The organism is Stenotrophomonas sp. Ste96, from assembly GCF_024519495.1.
Classification (GTDB): domain Bacteria; phylum Pseudomonadota; class Gammaproteobacteria; order Xanthomonadales; family Xanthomonadaceae; genus Stenotrophomonas; species Stenotrophomonas bentonitica_A.
Genome location: NZ_JALJRX010000001.1, coordinates 323,999 through 346,782, shown reverse-complemented (window position 1 = coordinate 346,782; position 22,784 = coordinate 323,999). Strand labels below are relative to the sequence as shown.

Below are 22,784 nucleotides of genomic sequence, written 5' to 3'. Positions count from 1 at the left end.
CAAAACAGAAAAAATCTAAAGCGCAAGACGTTGATCACAAAAAAAACCGCCCGAAGGCGGCTTTCTTTTTTAACTTGGCGATCTTAGTAAGAAATCGTGATTTGACGTTCGGCCGTGTAAGTGCCGACAGCTGCATAAGTCGCGTCTGTGTTGACAGTGATGCGAGTGCTAAACACTTGTTCTGCGCCAGTCCCCACAGAGCTCAATGCGGCGTTGTTTGCAGTGGTGCTAAAGGGTTGCCAGTTCGACGGACCGCTCAGGCCAAAGCTTGCGCGTGCTTTGATTTCTTTGGATGTGGCGGCGTCAGTCATCACGAAGTTGCCGGACGCGTCGGCGGTATCCATCTCAACCGTGTAGGGGAGGTCTTTGTTGCAGGTGACAGTCAGATCCTGGATCGCAGAGAGCGCGACCAGGACGCTTCCCTCGTCTTTGTCGCCAAGTTGCATGAAGACATCTTGCGGGATGGCCATCGTGCAGATCGCTGCTTGAACGGCAGTGACGTTCATTGTCTGCGTCTCAGTCGCAGCAAAAGCCGGATTTGCCGCTGCCATTGCCAGGCCAAATGCTAAGCCGGTAGCAATGGTAATTTTATTCTTTAACATCGATTGATCTCCTTCATTGATAAGCGAAATTGCTTAGGATCCAATCGAAGCTAATGCGAATTTTAAATTGCGCAAGTCATTGGCACTCAATTTCTTCAAGATCTTTGTCGTCCTTATCGATGGGAAGGACCCCACTGCAAGTGACGCTATCTGTTTTGATCGTGATGCTTCTGCCAGGGTTGTAGGTGGGAAGGAATATTCGGCCGTCATCAGCGATTGGAACTTCCAAGTCGTCTGCGACCGCGACCCCTGAACTACGCACGATCTTCCCTTGGAACATCGCTCGCAGTTCTAGCGGTTTGATGTAAGAGATTGGGAAGATCACTTTGCTTCCGAATAACCTTAGCGGCGTCGTTGTCTGGGTGCGCTCGTTGACCTGGGCATCGAGGGGCAGGGAGCTTACGTCTAGACCAACGTTCGACGTTCGATAGGCGGACAGGGGAAAGAGGGTGTAACCCCGCTTATTGGTGACCTGGCTTGATCCGTTGGCGTTGAGCTTCGCGTTTGATGTATCAGCAACTTCGACGAGAGCAAAGGAGCGATTGAGAGTGCGGCCGACAAGTGCACCACCTTCGCCAAGCCAGATTGAGCCTTCATACCGGCCTGACAGGCTCGTTTGACCTTCGCGCGTCGTGGACTGTGCTTGGAAGCGTCCTGAGCGGGTGTCGAGCCCGACATTGCCATAGGACCCCGAATCAGAGGCCCCAACTCCATAGTTGATCCTTCCGGCTCTGCTGTTGAATGCCAGGCTCTTCTGGTCATCACTGAAAGACATGCTCGCCCGCTGCCGGGTGCCAAGTTGACGGGTGTAGAACACATAGAAGCCGCTCTCATCGCGGTCTCGATAGAGCTGGGCGCTCAGGGTGCTGTTGGCACCGGAGTAGCGTCCTGTGAGGCTCAGGCGCTCGTTCTGAGCTCCCGAGGAATAGGTGTTCGAAGACCAAGACAACCCAACCTGGAATGGGCGATGGGTGTATGAAAGGCTCGCCAAGTTGCTGCGTGTGATGACCGATCCACCGCGCCATTGGTCACTGAGCTGCCAGCTGTCCGTTGAGCGTTTCTGGGTCTGAGCGTTGATGGACCAGTTGCGAGTCTGATAGCTGTATCCAGCCAAGTAGGAGAGAGCGTTTTGCCTATCTGAGTGGCTTGCCAGACTGCTTAGAGTGAGGACACCAGCGGTCCCGAGGACGACAGTTGCATCCAGGCCCATGTTCGCGTTCTGCCCCGTCATTTGTGCAGAGGAACCGAGCGTAAAGAAAGGGCTCAGGCCCCTGCGGTAGAAGCCCACGAGAGCAAGATCTCGGTAGTCGTTACCAATGGATCCGAAGCGGCTCAGGCCGCCAGTCACAGCCCATTCTGATGCCCCTGGGCGCAGGGCACGGTTGGTAAAATAGAAGTCACTCTGGATGATCTGTTCGCGGCCAAACTGGTCTCTCAGCACGACAGACGACGAGTTCAAGCCGTTGAGCATCGATCCCTGTTCAATGGAGTAGGGCCCTTGGTCTAGGTTGAGCTGGCGTTGCCTCTCATTGTTGAGATAGATCTCCGCAGTTGTCCGGCTATCGGCAATGCCAGCGATGACTGGGACGGGGTAGAGATCGCCCGTAAGCTCGCGCTCCGTGCCGACTTTGAATCCCAGCAAATTCGACGTGGACGTGATGCCAAGTGAAGGCGTAAAGACATCCCCGATCTCCACCGATAGACTTTTATTGATTAAGTCCTTGGTCCATGTCGTGAGTCCCCGTGTGTTGGTAGAACCACCCGATTGAAGGTTCAATTGTCCCGTGTTGATCAGCACGCCATCGGCCATGCCTGTGCGCATGTCATAGCCCCAGGATGCTGCCCAGTCGCCTCGATAGGAGCGGATGACGGCGAGATCTTGGTTGATCAAGATGCCCTTCGGTGCGGGGTCTGCCTCTACAAGCGCGTCCACTGATCCAACAACCTGAGGCTTGAAATATCTGCCAGGCACTGTGAGGGTGACGAGTTGCTTCTCATCTTGCACTTCCACCCCTACACCGAGTGCTTTCATGCTTTGGATTGAAGCGAAGTCGCCGACCAAGCCGTAGCTTTTGAGCTTGTCTGATCGCACGAGCAAATCGCCGTCTTCGGTTGTGGTTGCTAGAAGTGCCTCATCGACGGTTTTGCCGTTGATCGCAATGGCATAGATGCTCTCAGCACCATATGAATTCGAACACCAAAGAAGAGGGGCTAGCGCAAAGGCGCGCCAGGCCATTACTCAATCACAAGCTCGGTGGCAACGCCATTGATCAAAGCCTTGACCGATTTCGCGCTGCCCTTGGAGATCCCCATCTCCTCCCCAGGGAGCAGGTAGCCGACGAGGCCTTCCTTACGATACGTCCCGTAATCGATGTTGGCGATTTGGGCAGTGATCAGGCTTGTATTGCGAAGAAGGATGGTTGATCCAGAAGTCTTTGCGGTCACCGTGGCTCGATCAGATGCACGCCAAAAAATAGGGAAGTTCATGTTGAAGACGGGTTCAACCCCAGTCGTCTCCAGCTTCTTGACGTTCTTTTCTTTCACGACGACGCGATAAGCAAGCTCACTTCTGGATGTCTCGGTGTTGATGAAGCGGACCACTTGAGATTTGCCTGCTTCGAGATAGAAGGAGCTTGGAGCGAAACGGATCGCGTCAACTGGTGTGCGGGTCTGCTTTCCATCAACCAAGATCCATTTAAACGCTTGGAGCTGGTATTCCTTCTTGTCATTCGACGTGTTGACGACAGTCAATGAGCCATTGTTCTTACTCGGGTTGATGGTTTGAGCTAATGGTGAGACTTGCATTGCAGTTGATGCAAATGGACAGAGCGCTAGTGCTGCGCTTAATAGTAGATATTTCATTGGATCTCCGGATTTTTTGAGTGTCCTTCACAAATAACCCGGGTCCAAAGATTGTCAAGCTGTGTGCAATAAAAAGCCGCAACGATGTGCGGCTTTGTGCTCTAAATTATGATTAAGAAAAAGAGTAACGATAGACGTCAAGCGCTGCCATGCATGCTCTGCTTTGGCTCTGAACAGTCCACCCCCACAAAGCAAATCGTTCCTTTCCCATTGCGATACAAGTTGCCTCCAAGCCCATTGGGCACCAGGTCGAAACCAGAGCTCGTTCAAGAATTAGAGATGATGGTTCGCCAGCGCTCGCGATGAACTTGGGTAGGATTTGCCCGTGGCGTTTCGCCCATTTGGACCGACCGCACTCAGCTCTCATCTCGACATGCGGGTAGTCTTTAGGAGACGTCCACCGGCCGCCCCAATTTAAGCCAAGAATTTCAGCCAGCTCGCCGAACCGCTGATATCCCGCTATGACATGAGGGTCGCTCAGATCCCAGCTTGGCTTTCCATTGACATAGATGGCGGCATCCAGGGCTAAGCCATAGTTGTGGCAGCTTGACCAAGCTCCAACACTCGTGACCCCAGATGCGGACGCGAGGAGGACGGCTTGGCGTTCAGGGCTTCGATATCCTTCAACTGGTCTTAGATCAAAGCCTTCGTCTCTCATGACATCTTGAATGGCTTCAATCTTCTCTCTCAGGTCAGGGTGAATGCCTTTCCAAATTCGTTCTTGGCCAGGATGGAAGAATCGATAGATCCGTCCACGTGACTTCTTCGTTGATCTTTGTGTTTCGGCTTGGAACGAGATGCTCTTTGACACGACTTCTCCATAGGAAGCAGGAGTTGAAGATCCATAGATGATGCCAGTTGATTTTTGATCAAAGAATTGAGCGTGAGCTGTGCTCGGGCTCACCAGGAAATTCGATGAAGTGAGCTTTGTCCAATAGGGTTCTTGAGCGGCAAGGGCAGTTGTTGGTGTAAGGAGTATGAGTAAGCTAAAAAGCAGTTTGCGCATTGGATCTCCGGTTTTATTTGAGTGTTAATCACAAATAAGCCGGGGTCACGCAATGTCAAGGATTCATCGACCAAAGTTTTCGTGTCGCTCGTTAGTTTTAGCTATCCATTGGCTGGGGCGCAGGCTCGACCTTAAATCAATGGCCGGTGGCTCTGGCGCGGTCTTGACGGCGCGGTTAGCTGACGTAAGAATTGGCAATGCCTTGCCTGGCGTTCACTAGGAACATGCGTGGATTACGGAAATCTCCCCGAGCAATTTCGTTTCAGTCATAACTTCGTCTTTTTCCTGCACGATCAGTTGGTGTCGACATGGAAAGAGGGGGAGAAAGCGGACATCTTTTCCGTCCAGGTTGTTGCGAACGCTCCCATTCAAGAGGGGCTTGGCGGTGATGAGCTGTTCAAGTGGATGACGGAAAACGGCCATCGTGACGAAATCAAGGAGATGTATTACAAGCAGCTCACGTCTGCATTGCTCAGGGACTTCTTAAATTTTCTCTATGAGGCTTTAAGGTGCTCTGCGAAAGGCAAGCTCACGGTCGCATACGCACTCTTGAGGAAGCCTTTGAAAGAAAACCTTCTTTACCTTGAATGGTTGCTCGCTGATCCAGAAGACATGCTTACGGTGTTCGAAGGTGAAGAGCTTAAGGCGAAGTCGATCAGTAAGATGAGTGAGAAGAGGAAATTGGAGCTCATCACACGTGCGATGGAAAATACGTCGCTAGGGGGCTGGATGCAGCCCAAGCTTATGTATGACCTTCGCTACAACAAGCAGTTCGCTTATGGCTATGAAGACCTTTTTCAAAAAGCAAATCATCTTGTAACAACCTTTCCAGGTCTAGAGACAGAGGCGGCTAACTTCAACTTCATATTTTCGACAGAAGAGGCATGGCTGACTCAATGGGAGGGCTTTTATAGCTACCTTCCGCTTGTGATCATGCACACGATTGATGTTGTTGAGGCTATTGTGTCCAGCTTCGCCAAAAGACGAGACGACGTATTGGATTTAACTTTTGTCAGAACTCGGATTGGGTTTGCGCACTGGGTTGATCTCCGTTCCAATGGTCTGGGCTCTACCGAACTCATGACAGAGATCAGATCTATGCTTAACGAGCTGGATTTAGACTGCCCGAATTGCACTGAGCCCGTGCTGTCAGACAACGAGTCCTTGTTCAAGCTTTACGAGCAAAATTCGATTGTCTGCTCTGGGTGCGGATGGACCTTTGACGTCAATTCAGGTGTTGAAGCAGCGGCGGCCGATTAAATTGACGCCCTAACTAAGGCCAGTCGACATCGCTGTGCTTGAGTCAATGGGACTTTGGCAATAGACTCGAAGGACACTCACCAGGACACATTCCGGCTAGAGTTCCTTTTTAATATCAATAGGTTAGTGCTGGGATCGTTTAGTCCCACTCTCTCCGCCACCCCGCAGGTCTTTGCCTGTCTATTTCGACAACCACATATGCATCAACCCTCAAGGGCTGGTGGTGTAAATCAGGTTTCGCTCAAGTTTCGCAACGCAGCACCTTTGCAGTACACATCCATCGGGAGACGGGGGATAGCAGCAATGGGCTTTCTTGGTTGTTTGGGCGGAAGTTCGAAGTGTGATGTGGATGGACGTCGCGGGTGACTCTTTAATTTTTCTGCCTTTCCACTTTCGATTTTTAAGGTCTCGGTAATGACTTCGTTCCTAAAGCGGAAGCCCCAAGGAGACGATGATCGCTCCTTCGCTCTTGCTGACAGTCACGTGAATTCGGTGGTGTCCGCGTATCCAGCGCAAGCGAAGTCCTTCTGGATTCCTCCATTCTGGTTCGCCAAGTAATGCAATGAGTTCAGATTTTTTCAGGCCAAATGTTAGTCCGTAAGGCAAGTTGCCTTGGTAGATCGAAAATTCTTCCAGCCTCATCCCGTAATAACGGATGTTCACCAACACGAGCGCTCCGGCCGGATAGTCGCGTTGTGGGGCGCTGAGTGATGCTGAGTCCGAGAATGTCAGTTCGATTCCAGCGGCCTCGTTCGACAGGTAGGTATCTGTATCTCCCCGTGGAAGGATGGGTCGCTCATTGACATCCAGTGCAGCCAGTAAAGCGTCAAGTTTGGTTTCGCCGTGATAATATCCAAGGCATTCAAAGTGTTCCATGTTGGTCTCGTAGTCCGCGGGCGATCATGTAATCAGGCCTTTTGTAAGGCAATTTAGTGTCTTTGGATGCCCTTTTGGTTGCCTGCTCAGGATTTTCTTGAATCCTTCATCGACGTCGCACTCATCAATGCTTTCTGGCATTGCTTCGACGTCTCCACGCGCAGACGCAGCGAGTCCTGCTGCAACATTTGCAGGAATTTGCCGCAGGTTGAGCTGATTTATACCTATGCGTGTCGCGGAACTGTTATGGATTTGCCCTGGTGCGCTCTAGCCTGGGTTTCAGCTTTGATGGTATTTTTCCATTCTAGATTTTCCGCGCGTGCTTTCAATGCTGATTTGGAGGGAGTGTGGTCGCGATCATGTTTTTCGTTACCATTTTTCGCTCCAAGTCACACATCGGTGGTGATCAGATCCCAGCGGCCGTTCAAAAACGGCGCTAGCGGCGCTCCTACACAGAGGCCAACCCACGCCCCCGCCGAGTCGCACCAGGCGAGTACCCCATAACACGCTTGTAAGCCCGACTGAAAGCCGCCTGCGACGCGTACCCAAGACGCTCTGCCACCACCTCGATGGAGAGGTTCTGCTGGCTCAGCCATTGACTGGCCAAGTGCATACGCAGCTCGGTCACATATCGCAGCGGCGCGGTTCCCATGACAGTCTGGAACCGTTCCGCAAAGACAGACCGTGAGATGTTGGATTCCGCAGCCAGCGCTTCGACCGTCCAGTCCCGCCCAGGGTCTCTGTGCAGGGCAAGCAACGACAGTGACAGACGCGGGTCGCGCAGGGCCATGACCAGGCCGGAGGCGCCGTCGCAACCGCGCTCGACCCAGTCACGGACAATCATGGCGGCCACTGCATCCGCCAGCCGGGCGAGGATTCCTGCATAGCCAATGCGTCCGGAACACACCTCGCGCTTCATCGCGTCGACCATCGGCAACAGCCCAGGGAACTGCGTGGCGTTGCCATCGCACAACATCACCGCCGGCATCACCTTGCTCAACCCTTGCATGCCGCCCAGATCGAACACCATGCAGCCGTGGAAGAGCACCGCGCTGGGCACGGCATGTGTGCTTGGGCACGTGTCTATCCCGCTCACTGCGTCGCCCAGCGGGGCTGCGTCGATCGTTTCCAGGCACTGGACGGGATGGTCCTCGCCCGACAGCAACGCGTGTTCGTCTCCGCGGGGAAGAAGTACGACATCCCCGGCGGATAGACGGTGTTGGCTGCCGTCTGCGCCACGAAGAATCGCCGTGCCCACTGCCAGGTAATGGAAGTAGGCATGGCCTGGCTTTGAGGGAAATCCAAGCCCGAAGGTCGGTCCGGTCTGAATGCGCCGGTATTGAACGCCATGCAGCCGCATGCCGGTCAGCAGTTCGCTGATCAGGTCGGTGGGCTGGAGTGGCGTGTGGCTCATGGAGACGGTTCGGGGTTTCGATCAAAAATACAGGTCGGACAATCATAGATCATCCTGACCTGGCTCCCTAGACTCTCGGCTGCACGAATGCACTGGGATCTGTGATGAGCAATAACGTAGTTGATGTCGCGAACACGCCTGATTCTGTGGACAGGGGGAGCGGGGAGCCTTCTTCATCGGCATGGGTGGCGGTGTTTTCGCTGGCCATGGGGGTCTTCGGGCTGCTCACCGCGGAATATCTGCCTGCCAGCCTGTTGACGCCGATGGCGGCGGACCTGGGGGTGTCGGAGGCGCTGGCCGGGCAAGCGGTGACGGTCACTGCGGTTGTGGCCCTGTTCGCTGGCCTGCTGGTGCCGCGGTTGACCCGTTCGATAGACAGGCGCCTGGTGCTGTTGAGTTTCACGGCCCTGATGATCCTCTCCAACGCCTTGGTGGCGTTGTCGTCCAGCATGGGCGTGCTGCTGGTGATGCGGGTCCTTCTGGGCATCGCGCTGGGCGGTTTCTGGAGCATGGCAGCGGCCGTGGCCATGCGGCTGGTGCCGCCCCAGCGCGTGCCTCGCGCGCTGTCCATCATCTTCAGCGGGATTGCGGTCGGCACGGTGGTGTCGGTTCCGTTGGGGAGCTACCTCGGCGGGATGCTGGGCTGGCGCAGCGCGTTCTGGGCGGCGACGGCGGTAGGTGGACTCACGTTTGCGTTCCAGTGGTTCACGCTGCCCCGGATGGCCCCCCGCAAGGCGGCAGTTCCCGAGTCGGTGGTGGCCCTGCTGCGCCGTCCGGGCGTTGCGGTCGGCATGCTGGGCTGCGTCCTGGCGCACACCGGTCAGTACTCGCTCTTTACTTACATCCGCCCCACGTTGGAGAGCCTGGGGCAGATGAGCGCCGATGGCCTGGCGCTGATCCTGCTCGGGTTCGGTGTGGCGAATTTCGTTGGCACTCTCCTGGCCGGCTGGCTCATGGAGCGCAGTCTGAAAGTCACGCTGGTGCTCATGCCTGCCTTGGTTGGCGTAGCCGCGCTGGGCATGCTCCTGTTGCCGGTGAGCGTCGGTGGGCTGTCGATCCTGGTAGCACTGTGGGGTCTGGCCTTCGGTGGCGTGCCGGTTGCGTGGTCGAGCTGGGTCGCGCGTGCGGTGCCTGACCAGGCCGAGAGTGCCGGCGGGATGGTGGTCGCTGCGGTGCAGTCGTCCATCGCAGCGGGCGCCGCGTTGGGTGGCGTGGTGTTCGGGCTGGGCGGCATCGTTGCAGTCCTTGTCGTTGCCGCGGCGGTGATGCTCCTCGCCAGCCTGCTCATCGCGTTCCGGGTCAGGGTGAGCTCGGCGCCGTTGTCGGCAGGTCCGGCGTTTCATATCTAGGCGACCACACCAGGAATGCACGTCGGGAGTGAAGGACTGTCGATGTAGTCGGCGTCCTGTATCCGCTTCCGCTAAAGTGCTCGGCCCTGTTTTAACTGGCGCTCGCTCCCGAGCGTGCACTTGAAGGACGTTGTTGTTGATGGTGTTGAAAGGTCTGGTGGTGTTGTTTTTGGTTTCTGCGTCGGTTCCTGGTGTGGCAGCAGAGCTGGTCGGCCGCGCGACGGTCACGGACGGGGACACCCTCACCGTGGCCAAGCAGCGCATCCGCCTATGGGGCATCGATGCGCCGGAAAGCGCGCAGCAATGCACCGGTAAAGATGGGCGCACTTGGCCCTGTGGGCGTCGGTCAGCCGCCGCGCTGGACGGCTATCTGCTGGAAAAAACCGTTCGTTGCCAGCCCAAGGACACGGACCGCTACGGCAGGGTGGTGGCGGAGTGCTTTGTCCAGGGGGCGTCGGTCAATCGGTGGATGGTGCGCTCCGGTTGGGCGGTGGCGTACCGCCAGTACGCCACGGCATTCATCGCAGACGAAGCCGACGCGCGCCAGCATCAGCGGAACCTCTGGCAGGGGCCGTTCCAGATGCCAGCCGACTATCGTCGCAGCAAGCGTGACCAGGCCGCGCGACACGCCCCGGTGGCCACGCAGCCGGCGCCGGGCGGATGCCAAATCAAGGGCAACATCTCCCGCCAAGGCAAGAAGATCTACCACGTGCCGGGCCAGCGGGACTACGCGCGCACGAGTATCGACACGAGTCGCGGCGAGCGCATGTTCTGCAGCCCTGCCGACGCAGTGCGGGCAGGGTGGCAGGCGGCCAAGCGCTGAGCGTCTCAAACCCTCTCATGCAGGCGGCGACGTAGCGCGCCCGCCGCTGCCGCGATGGCCATCGCAGGCAACGCCAGCACCAGTGCATACACCAGTCCGGCCAGCAACAACGGGCCAACGCCCGAGACCACGGCCACCACCGGCACCTGCAGCGCCATGAGCAACAGTCCCCACAGCCACGCCTTGCGGGGGAAGCAGGCGCCTAGAACCGCGGCGATAGCCAGTGCGATGGGATAGACGACGGTCCAGAACGCCGGCGCATCCCAAGGCTCGCCGCCGGGTGTCCGCCAGGCCACCAGCACCCAGAACACCACGCCGACCTTCAGCGTGACAGCTGCTGCTGCAAGAAGATTTCCCGTCGTCCGCATCGTTGTGCTCCTGCGCGAACGGGCAGGATGCCATCGTTCGACGGGTGAGTGCGTCTACTTCATGGTCTCAAACGGCACCAGTGACGCCCACACCAGCAGCAGGGCCAGCCACAGCCAGCGCCCCACTGGCAGCGCTTGCCGGGCGGTTCGGGGGCGCTGGCACTGGCTGGCGCATGGGCGGGCTCAGAAGGCGTACGCAGCTTGCACGTACACACGGCGCGGCTCACCCGGGAAGTGGCCGGTGCGCTCGCTGAAGCCGCTGGCGGCGTACACCTTGTCGAACAGGTTTTTGACGTTGGCCTGGAACTGCCACTGCTGCCATTGGGTCTTCCAGCTCATGTCGAACACGGTGTACGGCTTCACCCGTTGGCCATCCAGGCTGACGCGCTCATCCACGTAATCGGCGCCGAAACCGATGGCCGAATGGATTGCCGGCAGGTCGTAGCGTGTCCACAGGCCGAGCTTGTTCTGCGGCGCATTGGCGAAGCGATCGCCGGACGCATTGGTGATGCCGTTGCTGCCGGCATCTTTCACCCGCGCATCGTTGTAGGCGTAGGTGAGGTTGAGCACCCAGCGGTCGGTGACATCGGCCAGCAGGTCCAGCTCCATGCCCGTACTGCGCACCAGGCCCAGGGCGGCCAGTTGGTTGACGCCGTCCACGATCTCACCGGTGGCCTGCACGATATTGCTGCGGTCGATCCGGTACGCGGCCAGGTTCAAGGTGATGCGCTCGGCCAGCAGGGATTTCAACCCGACTTCCCATTGTCTGCTGCGCTCGGCATCGAACGGGCCGCCCGCCTCGGCGCTCTGGTTGGCCGCGCTCTGGGGCATGAAGCCGCTGGCGATGTTGGCGTAGAAATTGACGCCTTCCCGCACGGTGTACGTGCTGCCCAGCCGCCAGCTGATGTCGTTGCCATCCACCGCGGTGCCGGCAATGCGGTCATCGTCCTTGAACCCGTCCCAGCGCAGTCCGGCCAGCACATGCCAGCGCGGGGTCAGCGTCAGTTCGTCCTGGAGGTAGCCGCCATAGCGCTTGCTGCGCGTGCTGGTGCTCCGCCAGGGCAGGGCGGCCAGGTTGTAGTCGCGCCACGAACTTGCGCCATACACCGGGTTGAACAGGTCGATGCCCGGCACCGGGCCGGCACCCCGCGCCAGGTCCGCGCTGTTGGCCGTCTGCGCGGTGAAGTCGGCATCCTGCTGGTACACATCGGCGCCAAACAGCACCTTGTGCTCGATGCGGCCGGTGCTGACACGCCACACTGCGTTGGCGTTGGCGGTGAAGGCATCGTTGTCGCGGATCTGGTTGCGCAGCTGGCGGGTCATCCATTCAGGCACGCCGTCGCGGTTGCGGTCGATCAGCCCCATCGGCTCGTGGTAGATCTGGTGCTCGTTGTTCTCGAACCAGCGCGCACCCACATCCACGTCCAGGTTGGTGCTGGGCGAGAAGCGGTACTGCGCCAGCGCCACCTTGGCGCGCATGTCGAGGAAGTCGGTGGCTTCGTTGTGGTTCCAGCGCCGGTCGGTGAGAAAGCTGCCGTTGTCGTCCACCGGCACGCCGCGCAGGCGGTTGCCGCCCAGGTTCTGGGTGATGTCGGTGAACTGCAGGGTCAACTCGCCGGTGTCGCCTACGTCGAAGGCGAGCGACGCATCACCGATCACGCTTTCGCTGTCTGCGTTCCAACGCACGCCCTGCTCGGTGTCGCCATACAGCCCGGCGCGGTAGCGCACGCTGCCAGCGGCGTTCATCGGCCCGGTGGCCTCGATCGATGCAGCCCGGAAATCGTTGTTGCCGGCCTGCAGTTCGATGCGGCGCTCGGGCGTGGCTTTCGGCTTGCGCGTCACGTAGTTGATGACGCCGCCGGCATCACCGCCGCCGTACAGGGCGCCGGCCGGTCCCTTCAGGACCTCCACGCGCTCGATGTTGAACAGCTGCGGGACCGAAAAACCGGCATAGGGGTCGCCGCGCAGGCCGTCATACAGCACGTTTTCCTGGCGGAAGCCGCGCAGGGTCACGCCGGCGTAGCTGAAGAAGCTGATGCCGCTGATGCTGCGGTACAGGTCGGTGATCTGGCGGGCCGCCTGGTCTTCGATCAGCTCACGCGGCACCACCTGGATGGACTGCGGCACCAGCGCCAGCGGCGTATCCGTCCGCGTGCCCACCGTGGCGTCGTCGACCCGGTAGAGGGTCTGGGCGCGGCCGAGGACCTGGACTGCGTCGAGCTGTTGCACATCGGGGGAGGAGGGCGGAGCGGCATGTGCCGAAAGGCAGGCGAAGGTCAGGGGCAAGCCCAGGGCAGAGAGACGAAGCGACGGGCGGGTCATCGGAGGCAGGGGGGGGCGTAGTCGCGAATGAGAAATATTAACATGCAGCCTCAATCACTCAATCGGCTGCATCACCCCAAGGCGGTGCAGCGCCCGATAATGCAAGTCGCGTTGCTCCTGGACGTGCGGCAAGGCCACGGGATAGCGCGCGCTTGAGCCGCTCCGGCGTTACAGTTCCACCACCACTTTGCCCTTCGCCCGCCCGCTCTCCACGTAAGCCAGCGCGCCCTGGGTGTCCTGGAACGGAAACACCCGATCAATGACCGGTGCGATCGCGCCGGATTCCACAAGCGAGGTGATGGTGCTCAATTGCGCCCCATCGGCTCGCATGAAGACGAAGGTATACGTGACTCCCTTCTTCCTGGCCTTGCTGCGGATGCCGTGGCTGAGCAGGCGCATCACCTGTTTGAGCGGCCAGGCCAGCCCGCGCGATGTGGCAAAGGTGGGCGTGGGCGGGCCCGAGATGGAAATCAGATGCCCACCCGGCTTGAGGATCTGCAGCGAGCGCTCCAGTTCCTCCTTGCCCAGGCTGTTGAGCACCACGTCGTAGTCGCGCAGGTCCGCGGCGAAATCCTGCCGCCGGTAGTCGATGACCACATCCGCGCCCAGCGCTTTTACCCATCCCACGTTGGGCGTGCTGGTGGTGGTGGCAACGAACGCGCCAAGGTGTTTGGCCAGCTGGATCGCCACGGTGCCGACGCCGCCGGAGCCGGCCTGGATGAAGACCTTCTGCCCAGCTTTGAGCTGGGCGGTTTCGACCAGAGCCTGCCACGCGGTCAGCGCGACCAGCGGCAGCGAAGCGGCCTCCACCATGGTGAGGTTGGCGGGCTTGAAGGCCACGGAGGCGGCGTTGACGGCGATGAACTCGGCGAACGCGCCGATGCGGTCATCGTCGGGACGTGCATACACCTCATCGCCCGGTTTGAACTGGGAAACGCCGGCGCCCACGCGCTCCACCGTTCCGGCCAGGTCGTTGCCCAGAATCAGCGGCAGGCGATACGGCAGGATCACCTTGAATTCGCCACGCCGGATCCTGGGGTCCAGCGCGTTGACGCTGGCCGCGTGCACGCGGATGAGCACATCGCCATCGCGCAGCGCTGGCGTTGGCACGTCATCGGTGTGGCCCGTTTCGTTCTTGCCATAGCGGTCGATGAGGAAGGCTTTCATGGGCGATAGCGCTCCGCTGCCTGCGCCTGGCGGATGTCCGAGAGCAGGCCCTGGCGCGATGCCTCCAGCGTGTCCCAGCGGGCGGCCACATGCAATGGTGGAATGGTCACGGTTTCGCGGCGATCGAAGCCGACCAGGGCGGCATCGACCAGCTCGCCGACGTCCATCACTTCGGGCAACGTGTTGATGTCGATACCGGCACGCTCCCAGATCTCGGTGCGGGTGGCTGCGGGCAGCACGGCCTGCACGTAAACGCCCTTGGGCGACAGCTCCAGGCTGAGCCCCTGCGACAGGAACAGGACGAAGGCCTTGCTCGCACCGTAGACGGACATGCCGAACTCGGGCGCCAAGCCGACCACCGAGCCGATGTTGACGATCGCGCCTTCGCCGGCGTTGGCCAGCCGCGGGGCGATGGCCGCGGCCAGGCGGGTCAGGGCGACGGTGTTGAGGGTGACCAGTTGATCGATGCTGTCGGCCGACTGGTCGGTGAAGCCGCCGGACTGCGCCATGCCGGCGTTGTTGATGAGGATGCCGATGCGGGCATCGTCGTGCAGGCGGGTTTCCACGGTGGCCAGATCGGTGCGCACGGTGAGGTCGGCCGGCAGGACGTCTACGTCGACCCCGGTGTCCTGGCGCAGGCGGGCGGCCAGCGACTCCAGGCGGGCCGTGTCGCGCGCGACCAGCACCAGGTCGTGGCCGCGGCGGGCGAAGCGTTCGGCGTAGATGGTGCCGATACCGCTGGAGGCGCCGGTGATGAGGACGGTGGGAAGCTGGCTCATGGTGTGTCTCGTGGAAGGGGGCGGGCGGCCGGGGGGGCGGCAGGGCGTTGTCGACGGCTTACCGGGGCGTTGTATCGGTCAACGCGGGGTAGTCCCGCCCCGGCGGTGGCGACGGCTGATAGCGTGCAGCAATGATGATGACCGTAATCTTAGATGTCAACGGTTTGATGATGGTGGTCATCTATCGTGGTAAAGTGCGCTTCACCAAGGCAGAGCGTGAAGAGAGACCGGGTCATGAAGGTCACCAAGGCACAGGCGCAGGCCAACCGGGCGCACATCGTCGACACCGCCTCCACGCTGTTCCGTGAGCGGGGCTACGACGGCGTGGGCGTGGCCGATCTGATGGCGGCCGCCGGCTTCACCCACGGCGGCTTCTACAAGCACTTCGGGTCGAAGGCCGACCTGATGGCCGAGGCGGCGAGCTGCGGCCTGGCCAAATCGGCCGAGGCCGCGACCTGCACGGACCGGGAGAGCTTCGTGCGCTACTACCTTTCCCGCGAGCACCGGGACGCGCCAGGCCAGGGCTGCACCATGGCAGCGCTGTGCACCGACGCGGCGCGTCAGCCGGCGGGGGTCAAGGCGGCCTTTGCGGCAGGCATCGAGGCGCAGCTGGCGGTTGCTTCCACGCCGGAAGAGCAGTCCGACGCCGCCACCGCCGAACAGGCGCGCGCGCGGCGGATCGCCTTGATGGCCCAGGCTGTCGGGGCGATGGTGCTGTCCCGGTCCTGCCCGGACGATTCGGCGCTGGCCGACGAGCTTCTGGATGTCTGCCGGGCGGATGTGCTGGCGCGGATGTCAGGGGCGTCTGCGCCCTGACGCGTGTCGGGCGAGCACCATGCGATGGTGAACCCATACCCGATTGGTCACTATTTGCCCGCTCTATCTGGCAGCGCTACCCTTGCGGTATGTCTATTTCAACCTCCGCAGTGCCCGATGCCGGGCGTGGCCCCGCCGAGCACGATGTGCGCACCCAGATCATCGAGGCGGCCACCGCGCACTTCAGCCATTACGGCTACGACAAGACCACGGTGTCCGACCTGGCCAAAGCCATCGGCTTTTCCAAGGCGTACATCTACAAGTTCTTTACCTCCAAGCAGGCGATCGGTGAGGTGATCTGCGCCAACTGCCTCAGCCAGATCGAACGCGATGTAGATGACGCGTTGGAAGGGATCCAGGCGCCGCCGGAGAGGCTCCGCGCGCTGTTCACCGTGATTGTGGCGTCCAGTCTTCGCCTGTTCCTCCAGGACCGGCGACTGTATGAAATCGCGGTCGCGGCCGCGACGGGCGATTGGCCCTCCGTCCAGGCGTACAAGCACCGCATCCGCCAGCGGGTGGAGGACATCGTCCAGGAAGGTCGCGCTGCCGGGGTGTTCGAGAGCACGACACCGTTGGGCGACACCAGCCGCGCCGTCTACCAGGTTCTGGTGCCTTACCTGAACCCGGTGACGCTGCCCCACGTATCGGCCCTGCATGCGGAAGCGCCTGAGGCGCTGCACCAACTGGTCCTGCGGAGCCTTGTGATTCCATCCTAGTGACTATTGACTGGATTAGTCACTAGGAACAGAATGCACCCGGATACCCCACTCCGGAAGACCGTATGCGGCGCCGTTCTGTACTCACAGCCATTTCCTGTGTTGTTCCGTTGTTCCTTGTGGCCTGCAGCAAGCCGGGTGAAAGCGACCCCCGGACCGCGCCGCCGATCGTCCGGGTGGCGCAGGTGCAGCCGGGCGCGGGAAACGCGCGCACCTTTACCGGCACCATCGCCGCACGGGTGCAGAGCGATCTGGCCTTCCGGGTGGGAGGCAAGGTCACTGAGCGCCGCGTTGAGACGGGGCAGACGGTCAAGCGCGGCGACGTGCTCTATCGGATGGATCCGCTCGACCTGAACCTGGCTGCCGCTTCCCAGCAGCAGGCCGTCATCGCGGCCCGTGCGCAGAGCGTGCAGGCCACGGCCGACGAGGCGCGCTATCGCGACCTGGCAGCCAAGGGCGTGGTGTCGCGCTCGGCCTACGATCAGATGAAGGCGGCGGCAGACGCGGCGGCTGCGCAGCTCAGGGCGGCCGACGCCCAGGCCCGGGTGGCACGCAACGCCAGTCAGTACACCTCGCTTGTTGCCGATGCCGATGGGGTGGTCATGGCCGTTCTGGCCGAGCCCGGCCAGGTAGTGGCGGCGGGGCAGATCGTCGCCCGGCTTGCCCGTGCGGGCAGTCGGGAAGCCGTGGTCCAACTGCCCGAGACGCTTCGCCCGCAGATCGGCTCGGCCGCATCGGCGTCGTTGTTTAGTGCGCGCGTTTCGATGCCGGCACGGTTGCGCGTGCTCTCCGAATCGGCAGACCCTGCAACCCGCACCTTTGAAGCCCGCTACACCCTGGAGGACGGCAACACCGCATTGCCGCTGGGGTCTACCGTGACGGTAGCGGTTGAAGGCACCGCAGGTGAGGCGGGGGGCGTTGAGGTCCCGTTGGGCGCGGTGTTTGATCCTGGCACCGGAACCGGCGTCTGGGTCATCGGGGGCGAGCCACCCAGCGCCCGTTGGACGCCGGTAGTGGTCAAGCGGCTGGGGGACGACCTGGCCCTGGTTGAGGGCGCGTTGAAAGCATCCGACCGCGTGGCCGCGCTGGGCGCGCACCTGCTCCACGAAGGGCAGGTGGTTCGTCTGGCCGATACCGCCACGGCCACCGCCACAGCGGGCAAGGGAGCCCACCCGTGAGTGGGTTCAACCTGTCGGCGCTTGCGGTGCGCGAGCGCGCCATCACGGTTTTTCTGATCTTCCTGGTCTCGGTTGCCGGCATCGTGTCGTTCTTCCAGTTGGGCCGCGCAGAAGACCCGGCATTCACCGTGAAGGTGATGACCGTGGTGACGGCCTGGCCGGGGGCCACGCCCACGGAGATGCAGGACCAGGTGGCCGAGAAGCTGGAAAAGCGCCTGCAGGAGCTGCGCTGGTATGACCGCAGTGAAACGTATACGCGTCCCGGCTTGTCGTTCACCACGCTGACCCTGCAGGACGGCACGCCCCCGTCCGCGGTGCAGGAGGAGTTCTACCAGGCGCGCAAGAAGATGGCCGACGAAGCCGCGAACCTGCCCGCAGGCGTGATCGGCCCGATGGTCAATGACGAATATGCCGATGTCACGTTTGCGCTGTTCGCATTGAAGGCCAAGGGCGAACCATTCCGCGTGCTTGCACGCGACGCCGAAACCCTTCGTCAGCGCCTGCTGCATGTTCCCGGCGTCAAGAAGGTCAACATCATTGGCGAGCAGTCCGAGCGGATCTATGTGGAACTTTCCCACGAACGCCTGGCAAACCTGGGGATCACGCCGCAGGCGGTGTTCGCGGCGCTGAACGGCCAGAACGCGTTGACGCCCGCCGGCTCCGTGGAGGCCAAGGGCCCGCAGATCTTCATCCGCCTCGACGGCGCGCTGGATCAGCTGCAGAAGATCCGCGATACCCCCATCGTTGCGCAGGGCAGAACACTGAAGTTGCAGGACATCGCCACCGTGAAGCGTGGCTATGAAGATCCGTCGACCTTCATGATCCGCAACGGGGGCGAGCCGGCCATGCTGCTGGGGATCGTCATGCGTGACGGCTGGAACGGCCTGGATCTGGGCGCCTCGCTTGACACCGAGGTCAAGAAGATCAACGACGGCCTCCCGGTGGGGATGGCCTTGGAGAAGGTCACCGACCAGGCGGTGAACATCAGCGCGTCGGTGGACGAGTTCATGATGAAGTTCTTCGTCGCGCTGCTGGTGGTGATGGTGGTGTGCTTCGTCAGCATGGGCTGGCGGGTAGGCATCGTGGTGGCAGCTGCCGTACCGCTGACGCTGGCCACTGTGTTCCTGGTGATGGCGGCCACCGGAAAGAATTTTGACCGCATCACGCTGGGCTCGCTGATCCTGGCCCTGGGGTTGCTGGTCGACGACGCGATCATTGCCATCGAAATGATGGTGGTGAAGATGGAGGAGGGCTACAGCCGGGTCAAGGCATCGGCCTACGCGTGGAGTCATACGGCAGCGCCCATGCTGGCCGGCACCCTGGTGACGGCCGTGGGCTTCATGCCCAATGGCTTTGCCCGGTCCACCGCCGGTGAATACACCAGCAACATGTTCTGGATCGTCGGCATTGCGCTGATCGTGTCGTGGGTAGTCGCGGTGTTCTTCACGCCGTACCTGGGCGTGAAGCTTCTGCCTGATCTGAAGGCAGTGGAGGGCGGTCACAGCAGCCTTTATGACACGCCGCGCTACAACCGCTTCCGGTCGATCCTGGCGCGTGTGATTGCGCGCAAGTGGCTCGCCGCAGGGTCGGTGATCGGCCTGTTCGTGCTTTCGGTGGCTGGCATGGGGGCGGTGAAGAAGCAGTTCTTCCCCATTTCCGATCGCCCGGAGGTACTGGTCGAGGTGCAGATGCCCTATGGCACCGCCATCGAACAGACCAGCCTGGCGGCCAGGAAGGTCGAAACGTGGCTGTCGGCGCAGGCGGAATCGAAGATCGTCACGGCCTACATCGGCCAGGGTGCGCCGCGCTTCTACCTCGCCATTTCGCCGGAGCTGCCGGACCCTGCGTTTGCCAAGATCGTGGTCCGCACCGACAGCCAGGAACAGCGCGATGCGCTGAAGGCGAGGCTTCGCCAGGCCGTGGCAGAGGGCCTGGCGCCCGAAGCCCGCGTGCGCGTGACGCAGCTGGTGTTCGGGCCTTACTCGCCGTATCCGGTGGCGTATCGGGTCAGCGGTCCGGATCCGGATGTCATCCGTGGCATTGCCGCCAAGGTGGAGCAGATCATGCACGCCAGCCCGATGATGCGGACCGTGAACACCGACTGGGGTGTGCGCACGCCCACGCTGCACTTCACGCTGGACCAGGACCGCCTGCAGGCGATGGGCATGACCTCGGCGTCGGTATCGCAGCAGTTGCAGTTCTTCCTGAGCGGGGTGCCGGTCACCGCCGTTCGTGAGGACATCCGGACCGTGGAGGTGGTCGCTCGATCGGGCGGGGACACGCGCCTGGATCCCGCGCGCATTGCGGATTTCACCTTGGTTGGCGCCGCTGGCCAGCGCGTGCCGCTGTCGCAGATCGGTGCCGTTGAGGTTCGCATGGAAGAGCCGGTGCTGCGTCGGCGCGACCGTGTGCCGACCATCACCGTGCGGGGTGACATCGACGATGCGTTGCAGCCACCGGACGTATCAGCGGCCATCAGCAGGCAGCTTGCGCCGCTCATCGCGTCGCTGCCTGACGGCTACGCCATTGCCCAGGCCGGTTCCATTGAAGAATCCGGTAAGGCGATGAGCGCCATGCTGCCGCTGTTCCCGATCATGCTGGCGGTCACCTTGCTGGTCATCATCCTGCAGGTGCGCTCCATCTCCGCCATGATCATGGTCTTCATGACCAGCCCCTTGGGCCTGATCGGCGTGGTGCCGACCCTGCTGCTGTTCCAGCAGCCGTTTGGCATCAACGCATTGGTGGGACTCATTGCACTGTCGGGCATCCTGATGCGCAACACGCTCATTCTGATCGGCCAGATCCACGAGAACGAAATGGCAGGGATGGCGACCTTCCACGCGATCATCGAGGCGACCGTCCAGCGCGCACGCCCGGTGATTCTGACCTCCCTGGCGGCGGTGCTTGCGTTCATTCCGCTGACCCATTCGGTGTTCTGGGGAACGCTTGCCTACACGTTGATTGGCGGCACCATCGCCGGCACCGTGATGACGCTGGTGTTCCTGCCGGCGATGTATGCCATCTGGTTCAAGGTCCGAGCGGAAACGCCCTCTGTTGCCTGAGTGCGACCGGGACCTCTTTTATATGGGAAGTGAGTTATGCGCATTGCCGAGAAAGATCGCATCGTGGTGACCGGGATGGGCGTGGTGAGCCCCCTCGGGTGCGGAGTGGAAACAGTGTGGTCGCGCCTGCTGGCGGGACGCTCCGGGATTGGCCCGCTGGGCGAGGCGCTGTCGGCCGGAACGGACTGCAACGTAGGCGGCCGCGTGCCCGACCGGGAACAGGATCCTGAGGCGGGCTTCGATTCCGGCGGCATCATCGCGCCGAAAGATCTGAAGAAGATGGACCGGTTTGTCGAGTTCGCGTTGGTGGCCGCCCACGAAGCGCTCGCGCAGGCAGAGTGGAACGCGGCCGATGAGCGTGGCCTGCTGCGAACCGCGACCGTGATTGCGACGGGCATCGGTGGGTTTGGTTCCATCGTCAATGCGGTCCACACCACCGAAAGCCGTGGGCCTGGCCGGTTGTCGCCCTTCACTGCACCCACCTTCCTGGCCAACATGGCGGCGGGGCAGGCGTCGATCCGGTACGGGTTCAAGGGCCCACAGGGCGCGCCGGTTACGGCCTGCGCGGCGGGCGTGCAGGCCATCGGTGATGCGGCGCGCCTGATCCGGTCCGGCGAAGCGGATATCGCATTGTGCGGCGGTGCGGAAGCGGCGATGCACCGCGTCAGCCTGGGCGGCTTCGCCGCTGCCAAGGCGCTCAGCACCGCATTCAACGACACACCCACAGCCGCGTCCCGCCCGTTTGACACGCAGCGGGACGGGTTCGTCATGTCCGAAGGCGCCGGGTTGCTGGTGATCGAGCGCCTGGATCACGCCCTGTCGCGGGGCGCCAGGCCGCTGGCCGAACTGGTCGGCTACGGTACGACCGCGGATGCGTACCACCTGACCGCCGGCCCTGACGACGGCAGCGGTGCACGCCGCGCGATGGAGATCGCGTTGGCGCAGGCGGGCATTTCCGCTGGGCAGGTCGACCACATCAACGCCCACGCAACCTCGACCCAGGTCGGGGATCGGGCGGAGCTTGCCGCCATGCGTGCCTTGTTCGGCACCCGTGGCGACCTTCTGATTTCCGCCACCAAGTCGAGCACCGGCCATCTGCTCGGGGCGGCAGGCGGCATCGAGGCCATCTTTACCGTGCTTGCCCTGCGTGATCAGGTCGCCCCCGCGACGCTCAACCTGGTCCAACCGGATCCGCTGGCAGAGGGGCTCTCGATCGTAGGCGGTGTGCCGCGAGAAGCGGACATCGCATACGCCCTGACCAACGGGTTCGGATTTGGCGGAGTGAATGCCAGTGCGCTGTTCCGGCGCCTGTGAGCACCGTCAGTCCAGAGGCGATGCCGCCGTCGCGCTTTTCCTGCGCGGCTACGCAGCGCCACTGCAGTTGCAGAGAAACAGCGCCGGCGGTCAGCAGATTTTGACGCGCTCTTGGCGCCTGCTGAGGATACTTTTCCGTCATTGTTCCAGAGGAGAAGGGCAATGGCCGCCAGACAAAAGACCCCGTCAAACCCCCAGGTGCTGAAGATCGAAGCGATGCCGCTGGGCTTCGGCGAAGCCGCCGTCGTGATCGAGCTGGCCGCCGAGCCACCCAAGCGCTGGTTCAAGGCGCTCAAACGGGAGATGGCGTATTCAGAGGGCTTGGAGACCGCGTCGGCGAAGTTCGACGGCTGCTTCGTTTACCTCGTCGGGCTGGATCCGGCCCTGGGAAGCGCTGTGCGCTGTGCCAGCCGATTGCTTGCAGCGGTGCAGGAAGGTCTTCAACAGAGCAGCACGGTTTCTCCAGAGATGTCGACGATGGCTGTTGACGGCGGGTCCCATCCACCTGTGTCCCTGCACATACCGCGTTCACCGATGGGTCGGAACGAAGCATCCGGGGAGATGAACATCAGGCTCTGACCCGTGTCCTGGGAAGGGCTTCCTCACGGGAAGTGTCGACACGTCGACCATGGTCGACCGGAAGGTCGATGTCCGAAACGCGCTATGGAAGGGCAGTGGCGCCGATGACGTTTCGGGCCTTGTACCCGGAGTACGTTGAACGTGATTTACGTTCAGCGTAGGTCCGGGTCATGCTTGTTGCCATGACCCGCACACCTACCTCCATCCGCTCTGTATTCGCCCGCCGCTTGAAGGCGTGCCGGGTAGATCAGGGCGCTCCCACACCCACGCCCGGCCTCCCGCCCGGCGCCG

The 22,784-nt window shown here is 61.4% G+C and carries 19 protein-coding genes; 9 read left to right on the top strand and 10 right to left on the bottom strand.

The window, feature by feature from the left end; genetic code table 11:
• Positions 1 to 83: 83 nt before the first annotated feature.
• From OC373_RS01580 to OC373_RS01565, 4 genes are all read right to left on the bottom strand, one after another.
• Positions 84 to 602: a hypothetical protein gene (locus OC373_RS01580; RefSeq protein WP_261996877.1), complete on the bottom strand. Its 519-nt coding sequence runs from the start codon at positions 600 to 602 to the stop codon at positions 84 to 86.
• A 76-nt stretch (positions 603 to 678) separates the two neighbouring features.
• On the bottom strand, positions 679 to 2,838 hold the full coding sequence (locus OC373_RS01575) for a fimbria/pilus outer membrane usher protein (RefSeq protein WP_261996876.1): 2,160 nt from the start codon (positions 2,836 to 2,838) through the stop codon (positions 679 to 681).
• A complete protein-coding gene (locus OC373_RS01570; protein ID WP_261996875.1) occupies positions 2,838 to 3,464 on the bottom strand; it encodes a fimbria/pilus periplasmic chaperone in 627 nt (208 codons plus the stop codon). Before OC373_RS01570 ends, OC373_RS01575 begins: the two co-directional genes overlap by 1 nt.
• 112 nt (positions 3,465 to 3,576) lie before the next feature.
• On the bottom strand, positions 3,577 to 4,470 hold the full coding sequence (locus OC373_RS01565; protein ID WP_261996874.1) for a M15 family metallopeptidase: 894 nt from the start codon (positions 4,468 to 4,470) through the stop codon (positions 3,577 to 3,579).
• 228 nt (positions 4,471 to 4,698) lie between these two features.
• Here OC373_RS01565 and OC373_RS01560 point away from each other — a divergent pair, with 228 nt between their 5' ends.
• Positions 4,699 to 5,730 (top strand): hypothetical protein, encoded by a 1,032-nt coding sequence (locus tag OC373_RS01560; RefSeq protein WP_261996873.1) that lies wholly within the window; start codon positions 4,699 to 4,701, stop codon positions 5,728 to 5,730.
• A 426-nt stretch (positions 5,731 to 6,156) separates the two neighbouring features.
• On the opposite strand, the gene OC373_RS01555 is transcribed toward OC373_RS01560, so the two are convergent.
• Both OC373_RS01555 and OC373_RS01550 read right to left on the bottom strand, forming a co-directional pair.
• The gene (locus tag OC373_RS01555) at positions 6,157 to 6,606 is read right to left on the bottom strand and encodes a hypothetical protein (protein ID WP_156785664.1); all 450 of its coding nucleotides are present in this window, start codon (positions 6,604 to 6,606) and stop codon (positions 6,157 to 6,159) included.
• Positions 6,607 to 7,054: 448 nt separating this feature from the next.
• Positions 7,055 to 8,020: an AraC family transcriptional regulator gene (locus tag OC373_RS01550; RefSeq protein ID WP_070425390.1), complete on the bottom strand. Its 966-nt coding sequence runs from the start codon at positions 8,018 to 8,020 to the stop codon at positions 7,055 to 7,057.
• Positions 8,021 to 8,124: 104 nt separating this feature from the next.
• On the opposite strand from OC373_RS01550, the gene OC373_RS01545 reads away from it, so the two are divergent.
• Entirely contained in the window at positions 8,125 to 9,369 is a 1,245-nt protein-coding gene (locus OC373_RS01545) for an MFS transporter (protein WP_070425389.1), read from the top strand.
• 139 nt (positions 9,370 to 9,508) lie between these two features.
• A complete protein-coding gene (locus OC373_RS01540) occupies positions 9,509 to 10,192 on the top strand; it encodes a thermonuclease family protein (protein ID WP_070427420.1) in 684 nt (227 codons plus the stop codon).
• A gap of 5 nt (positions 10,193 to 10,197) precedes the next feature.
• On the opposite strand, the gene OC373_RS01535 is transcribed toward OC373_RS01540, so the two are convergent.
• The 4 genes from OC373_RS01535 to OC373_RS01520 form a co-directional block, all read right to left on the bottom strand.
• Entirely contained in the window at positions 10,198 to 10,560 is a 363-nt protein-coding gene (locus OC373_RS01535) for a hypothetical protein (RefSeq protein WP_070425388.1), read from the bottom strand.
• A 183-nt stretch (positions 10,561 to 10,743) separates the two neighbouring features.
• Entirely contained in the window at positions 10,744 to 12,882 is a 2,139-nt protein-coding gene (locus OC373_RS01530; protein WP_070425387.1) for a TonB-dependent siderophore receptor, read from the bottom strand.
• A 168-nt stretch (positions 12,883 to 13,050) separates the two neighbouring features.
• Entirely contained in the window at positions 13,051 to 14,049 is a 999-nt protein-coding gene (locus tag OC373_RS01525) for an NADP-dependent oxidoreductase (protein ID WP_070425386.1), read from the bottom strand.
• A complete protein-coding gene (locus OC373_RS01520; RefSeq protein WP_070425385.1) occupies positions 14,046 to 14,828 on the bottom strand; it encodes an SDR family oxidoreductase in 783 nt (260 codons plus the stop codon). The genes OC373_RS01525 and OC373_RS01520 overlap by 4 nt, the downstream gene beginning before the upstream one ends.
• 234 nt (positions 14,829 to 15,062) lie before the next feature.
• On the opposite strand from OC373_RS01520, the gene OC373_RS01515 reads away from it, so the two are divergent.
• The 6 genes from OC373_RS01515 (at position 15,063) to OC373_RS01490 (ending at position 22,493) form a co-directional block, all read left to right on the top strand.
• The gene (locus OC373_RS01515; protein ID WP_070425384.1) at positions 15,063 to 15,644 is read left to right on the top strand and encodes a TetR family transcriptional regulator; all 582 of its coding nucleotides are present in this window, start codon (positions 15,063 to 15,065) and stop codon (positions 15,642 to 15,644) included.
• A gap of 146 nt (positions 15,645 to 15,790) precedes the next feature.
• Positions 15,791 to 16,360: a TetR/AcrR family transcriptional regulator gene (locus OC373_RS01510; RefSeq protein ID WP_237393549.1), complete on the top strand. Its 570-nt coding sequence runs from the start codon at positions 15,791 to 15,793 to the stop codon at positions 16,358 to 16,360.
• Positions 16,361 to 16,425: 65 nt separating this feature from the next.
• Entirely contained in the window at positions 16,426 to 17,538 is a 1,113-nt protein-coding gene (locus OC373_RS01505; RefSeq protein ID WP_070425382.1) for an efflux RND transporter periplasmic adaptor subunit, read from the top strand.
• On the top strand, positions 17,535 to 20,600 hold the full coding sequence (locus OC373_RS01500; protein ID WP_070425381.1) for an efflux RND transporter permease subunit: 3,066 nt from the start codon (positions 17,535 to 17,537) through the stop codon (positions 20,598 to 20,600). Before OC373_RS01505 ends, OC373_RS01500 begins: the two co-directional genes overlap by 4 nt.
• Positions 20,601 to 20,636: 36 nt before the next feature.
• Complete coding sequence (gene fabF / locus OC373_RS01495) at positions 20,637 to 21,914, top strand: beta-ketoacyl-ACP synthase II (RefSeq protein WP_070425380.1); 1,278 nt, start codon at positions 20,637 to 20,639, stop codon at positions 21,912 to 21,914.
• 162 nt (positions 21,915 to 22,076) lie between these two features.
• Positions 22,077 to 22,493 carry a hypothetical protein gene (locus OC373_RS01490; protein ID WP_070425379.1) on the top strand — a complete coding sequence of 139 codons (417 nt, stop codon included), beginning with the start codon at positions 22,077 to 22,079 and terminating at the stop codon, positions 22,491 to 22,493.
• The last annotated feature ends 291 nt before the right edge of the window (positions 22,494 to 22,784 follow it).

Excerpts from the sequence above, each read along its gene's own strand:
- OC373_RS01530 (WP_070425387.1), bottom strand. The coding sequence starts at position 12,882 with ATGACCCGCCCGTCGCTTCGTCTCTCTGCCCTGGGCTTGCCCCTGACC.
- OC373_RS01515 (WP_070425384.1), top strand. The coding sequence starts at position 15,063 with ATGAAGGTCACCAAGGCACAGGCGCAGGCCAACCGGGCGCACATCGTC.
- OC373_RS01545 (WP_070425389.1), top strand. The coding sequence starts at position 8,125 with ATGAGCAATAACGTAGTTGATGTCGCGAACACGCCTGATTCTGTGGAC.
- OC373_RS01490 (WP_070425379.1), top strand. The coding sequence starts at position 22,077 with ATGGCCGCCAGACAAAAGACCCCGTCAAACCCCCAGGTGCTGAAGATC.
- OC373_RS01535 (WP_070425388.1), bottom strand. The coding sequence starts at position 10,560 with ATGCGGACGACGGGAAATCTTCTTGCAGCAGCAGCTGTCACGCTGAAG.
- OC373_RS01555 (WP_156785664.1), bottom strand. The coding sequence starts at position 6,606 with ATGGAACACTTTGAATGCCTTGGATATTATCACGGCGAAACCAAACTT.
- fabF (WP_070425380.1), top strand. The coding sequence starts at position 20,637 with ATGCGCATTGCCGAGAAAGATCGCATCGTGGTGACCGGGATGGGCGTG.
- OC373_RS01525 (WP_070425386.1), bottom strand. The coding sequence starts at position 14,049 with ATGAAAGCCTTCCTCATCGACCGCTATGGCAAGAACGAAACGGGCCAC.
- OC373_RS01550 (WP_070425390.1), bottom strand. The coding sequence starts at position 8,020 with ATGAGCCACACGCCACTCCAGCCCACCGACCTGATCAGCGAACTGCTG.
- OC373_RS01520 (WP_070425385.1), bottom strand. The coding sequence starts at position 14,828 with ATGAGCCAGCTTCCCACCGTCCTCATCACCGGCGCCTCCAGCGGTATC.
- OC373_RS01505 (WP_070425382.1), top strand. The coding sequence starts at position 16,426 with ATGCGGCGCCGTTCTGTACTCACAGCCATTTCCTGTGTTGTTCCGTTG.
- OC373_RS01565 (WP_261996874.1), bottom strand. The coding sequence starts at position 4,470 with ATGCGCAAACTGCTTTTTAGCTTACTCATACTCCTTACACCAACAACT.
- OC373_RS01540 (WP_070427420.1), top strand. The coding sequence starts at position 9,509 with ATGGTGTTGAAAGGTCTGGTGGTGTTGTTTTTGGTTTCTGCGTCGGTT.
- OC373_RS01570 (WP_261996875.1), bottom strand. The coding sequence starts at position 3,464 with ATGAAATATCTACTATTAAGCGCAGCACTAGCGCTCTGTCCATTTGCA.
- OC373_RS01580 (WP_261996877.1), bottom strand. The coding sequence starts at position 602 with ATGTTAAAGAATAAAATTACCATTGCTACCGGCTTAGCATTTGGCCTG.
- OC373_RS01575 (WP_261996876.1), bottom strand. The coding sequence starts at position 2,838 with ATGGCCTGGCGCGCCTTTGCGCTAGCCCCTCTTCTTTGGTGTTCGAAT.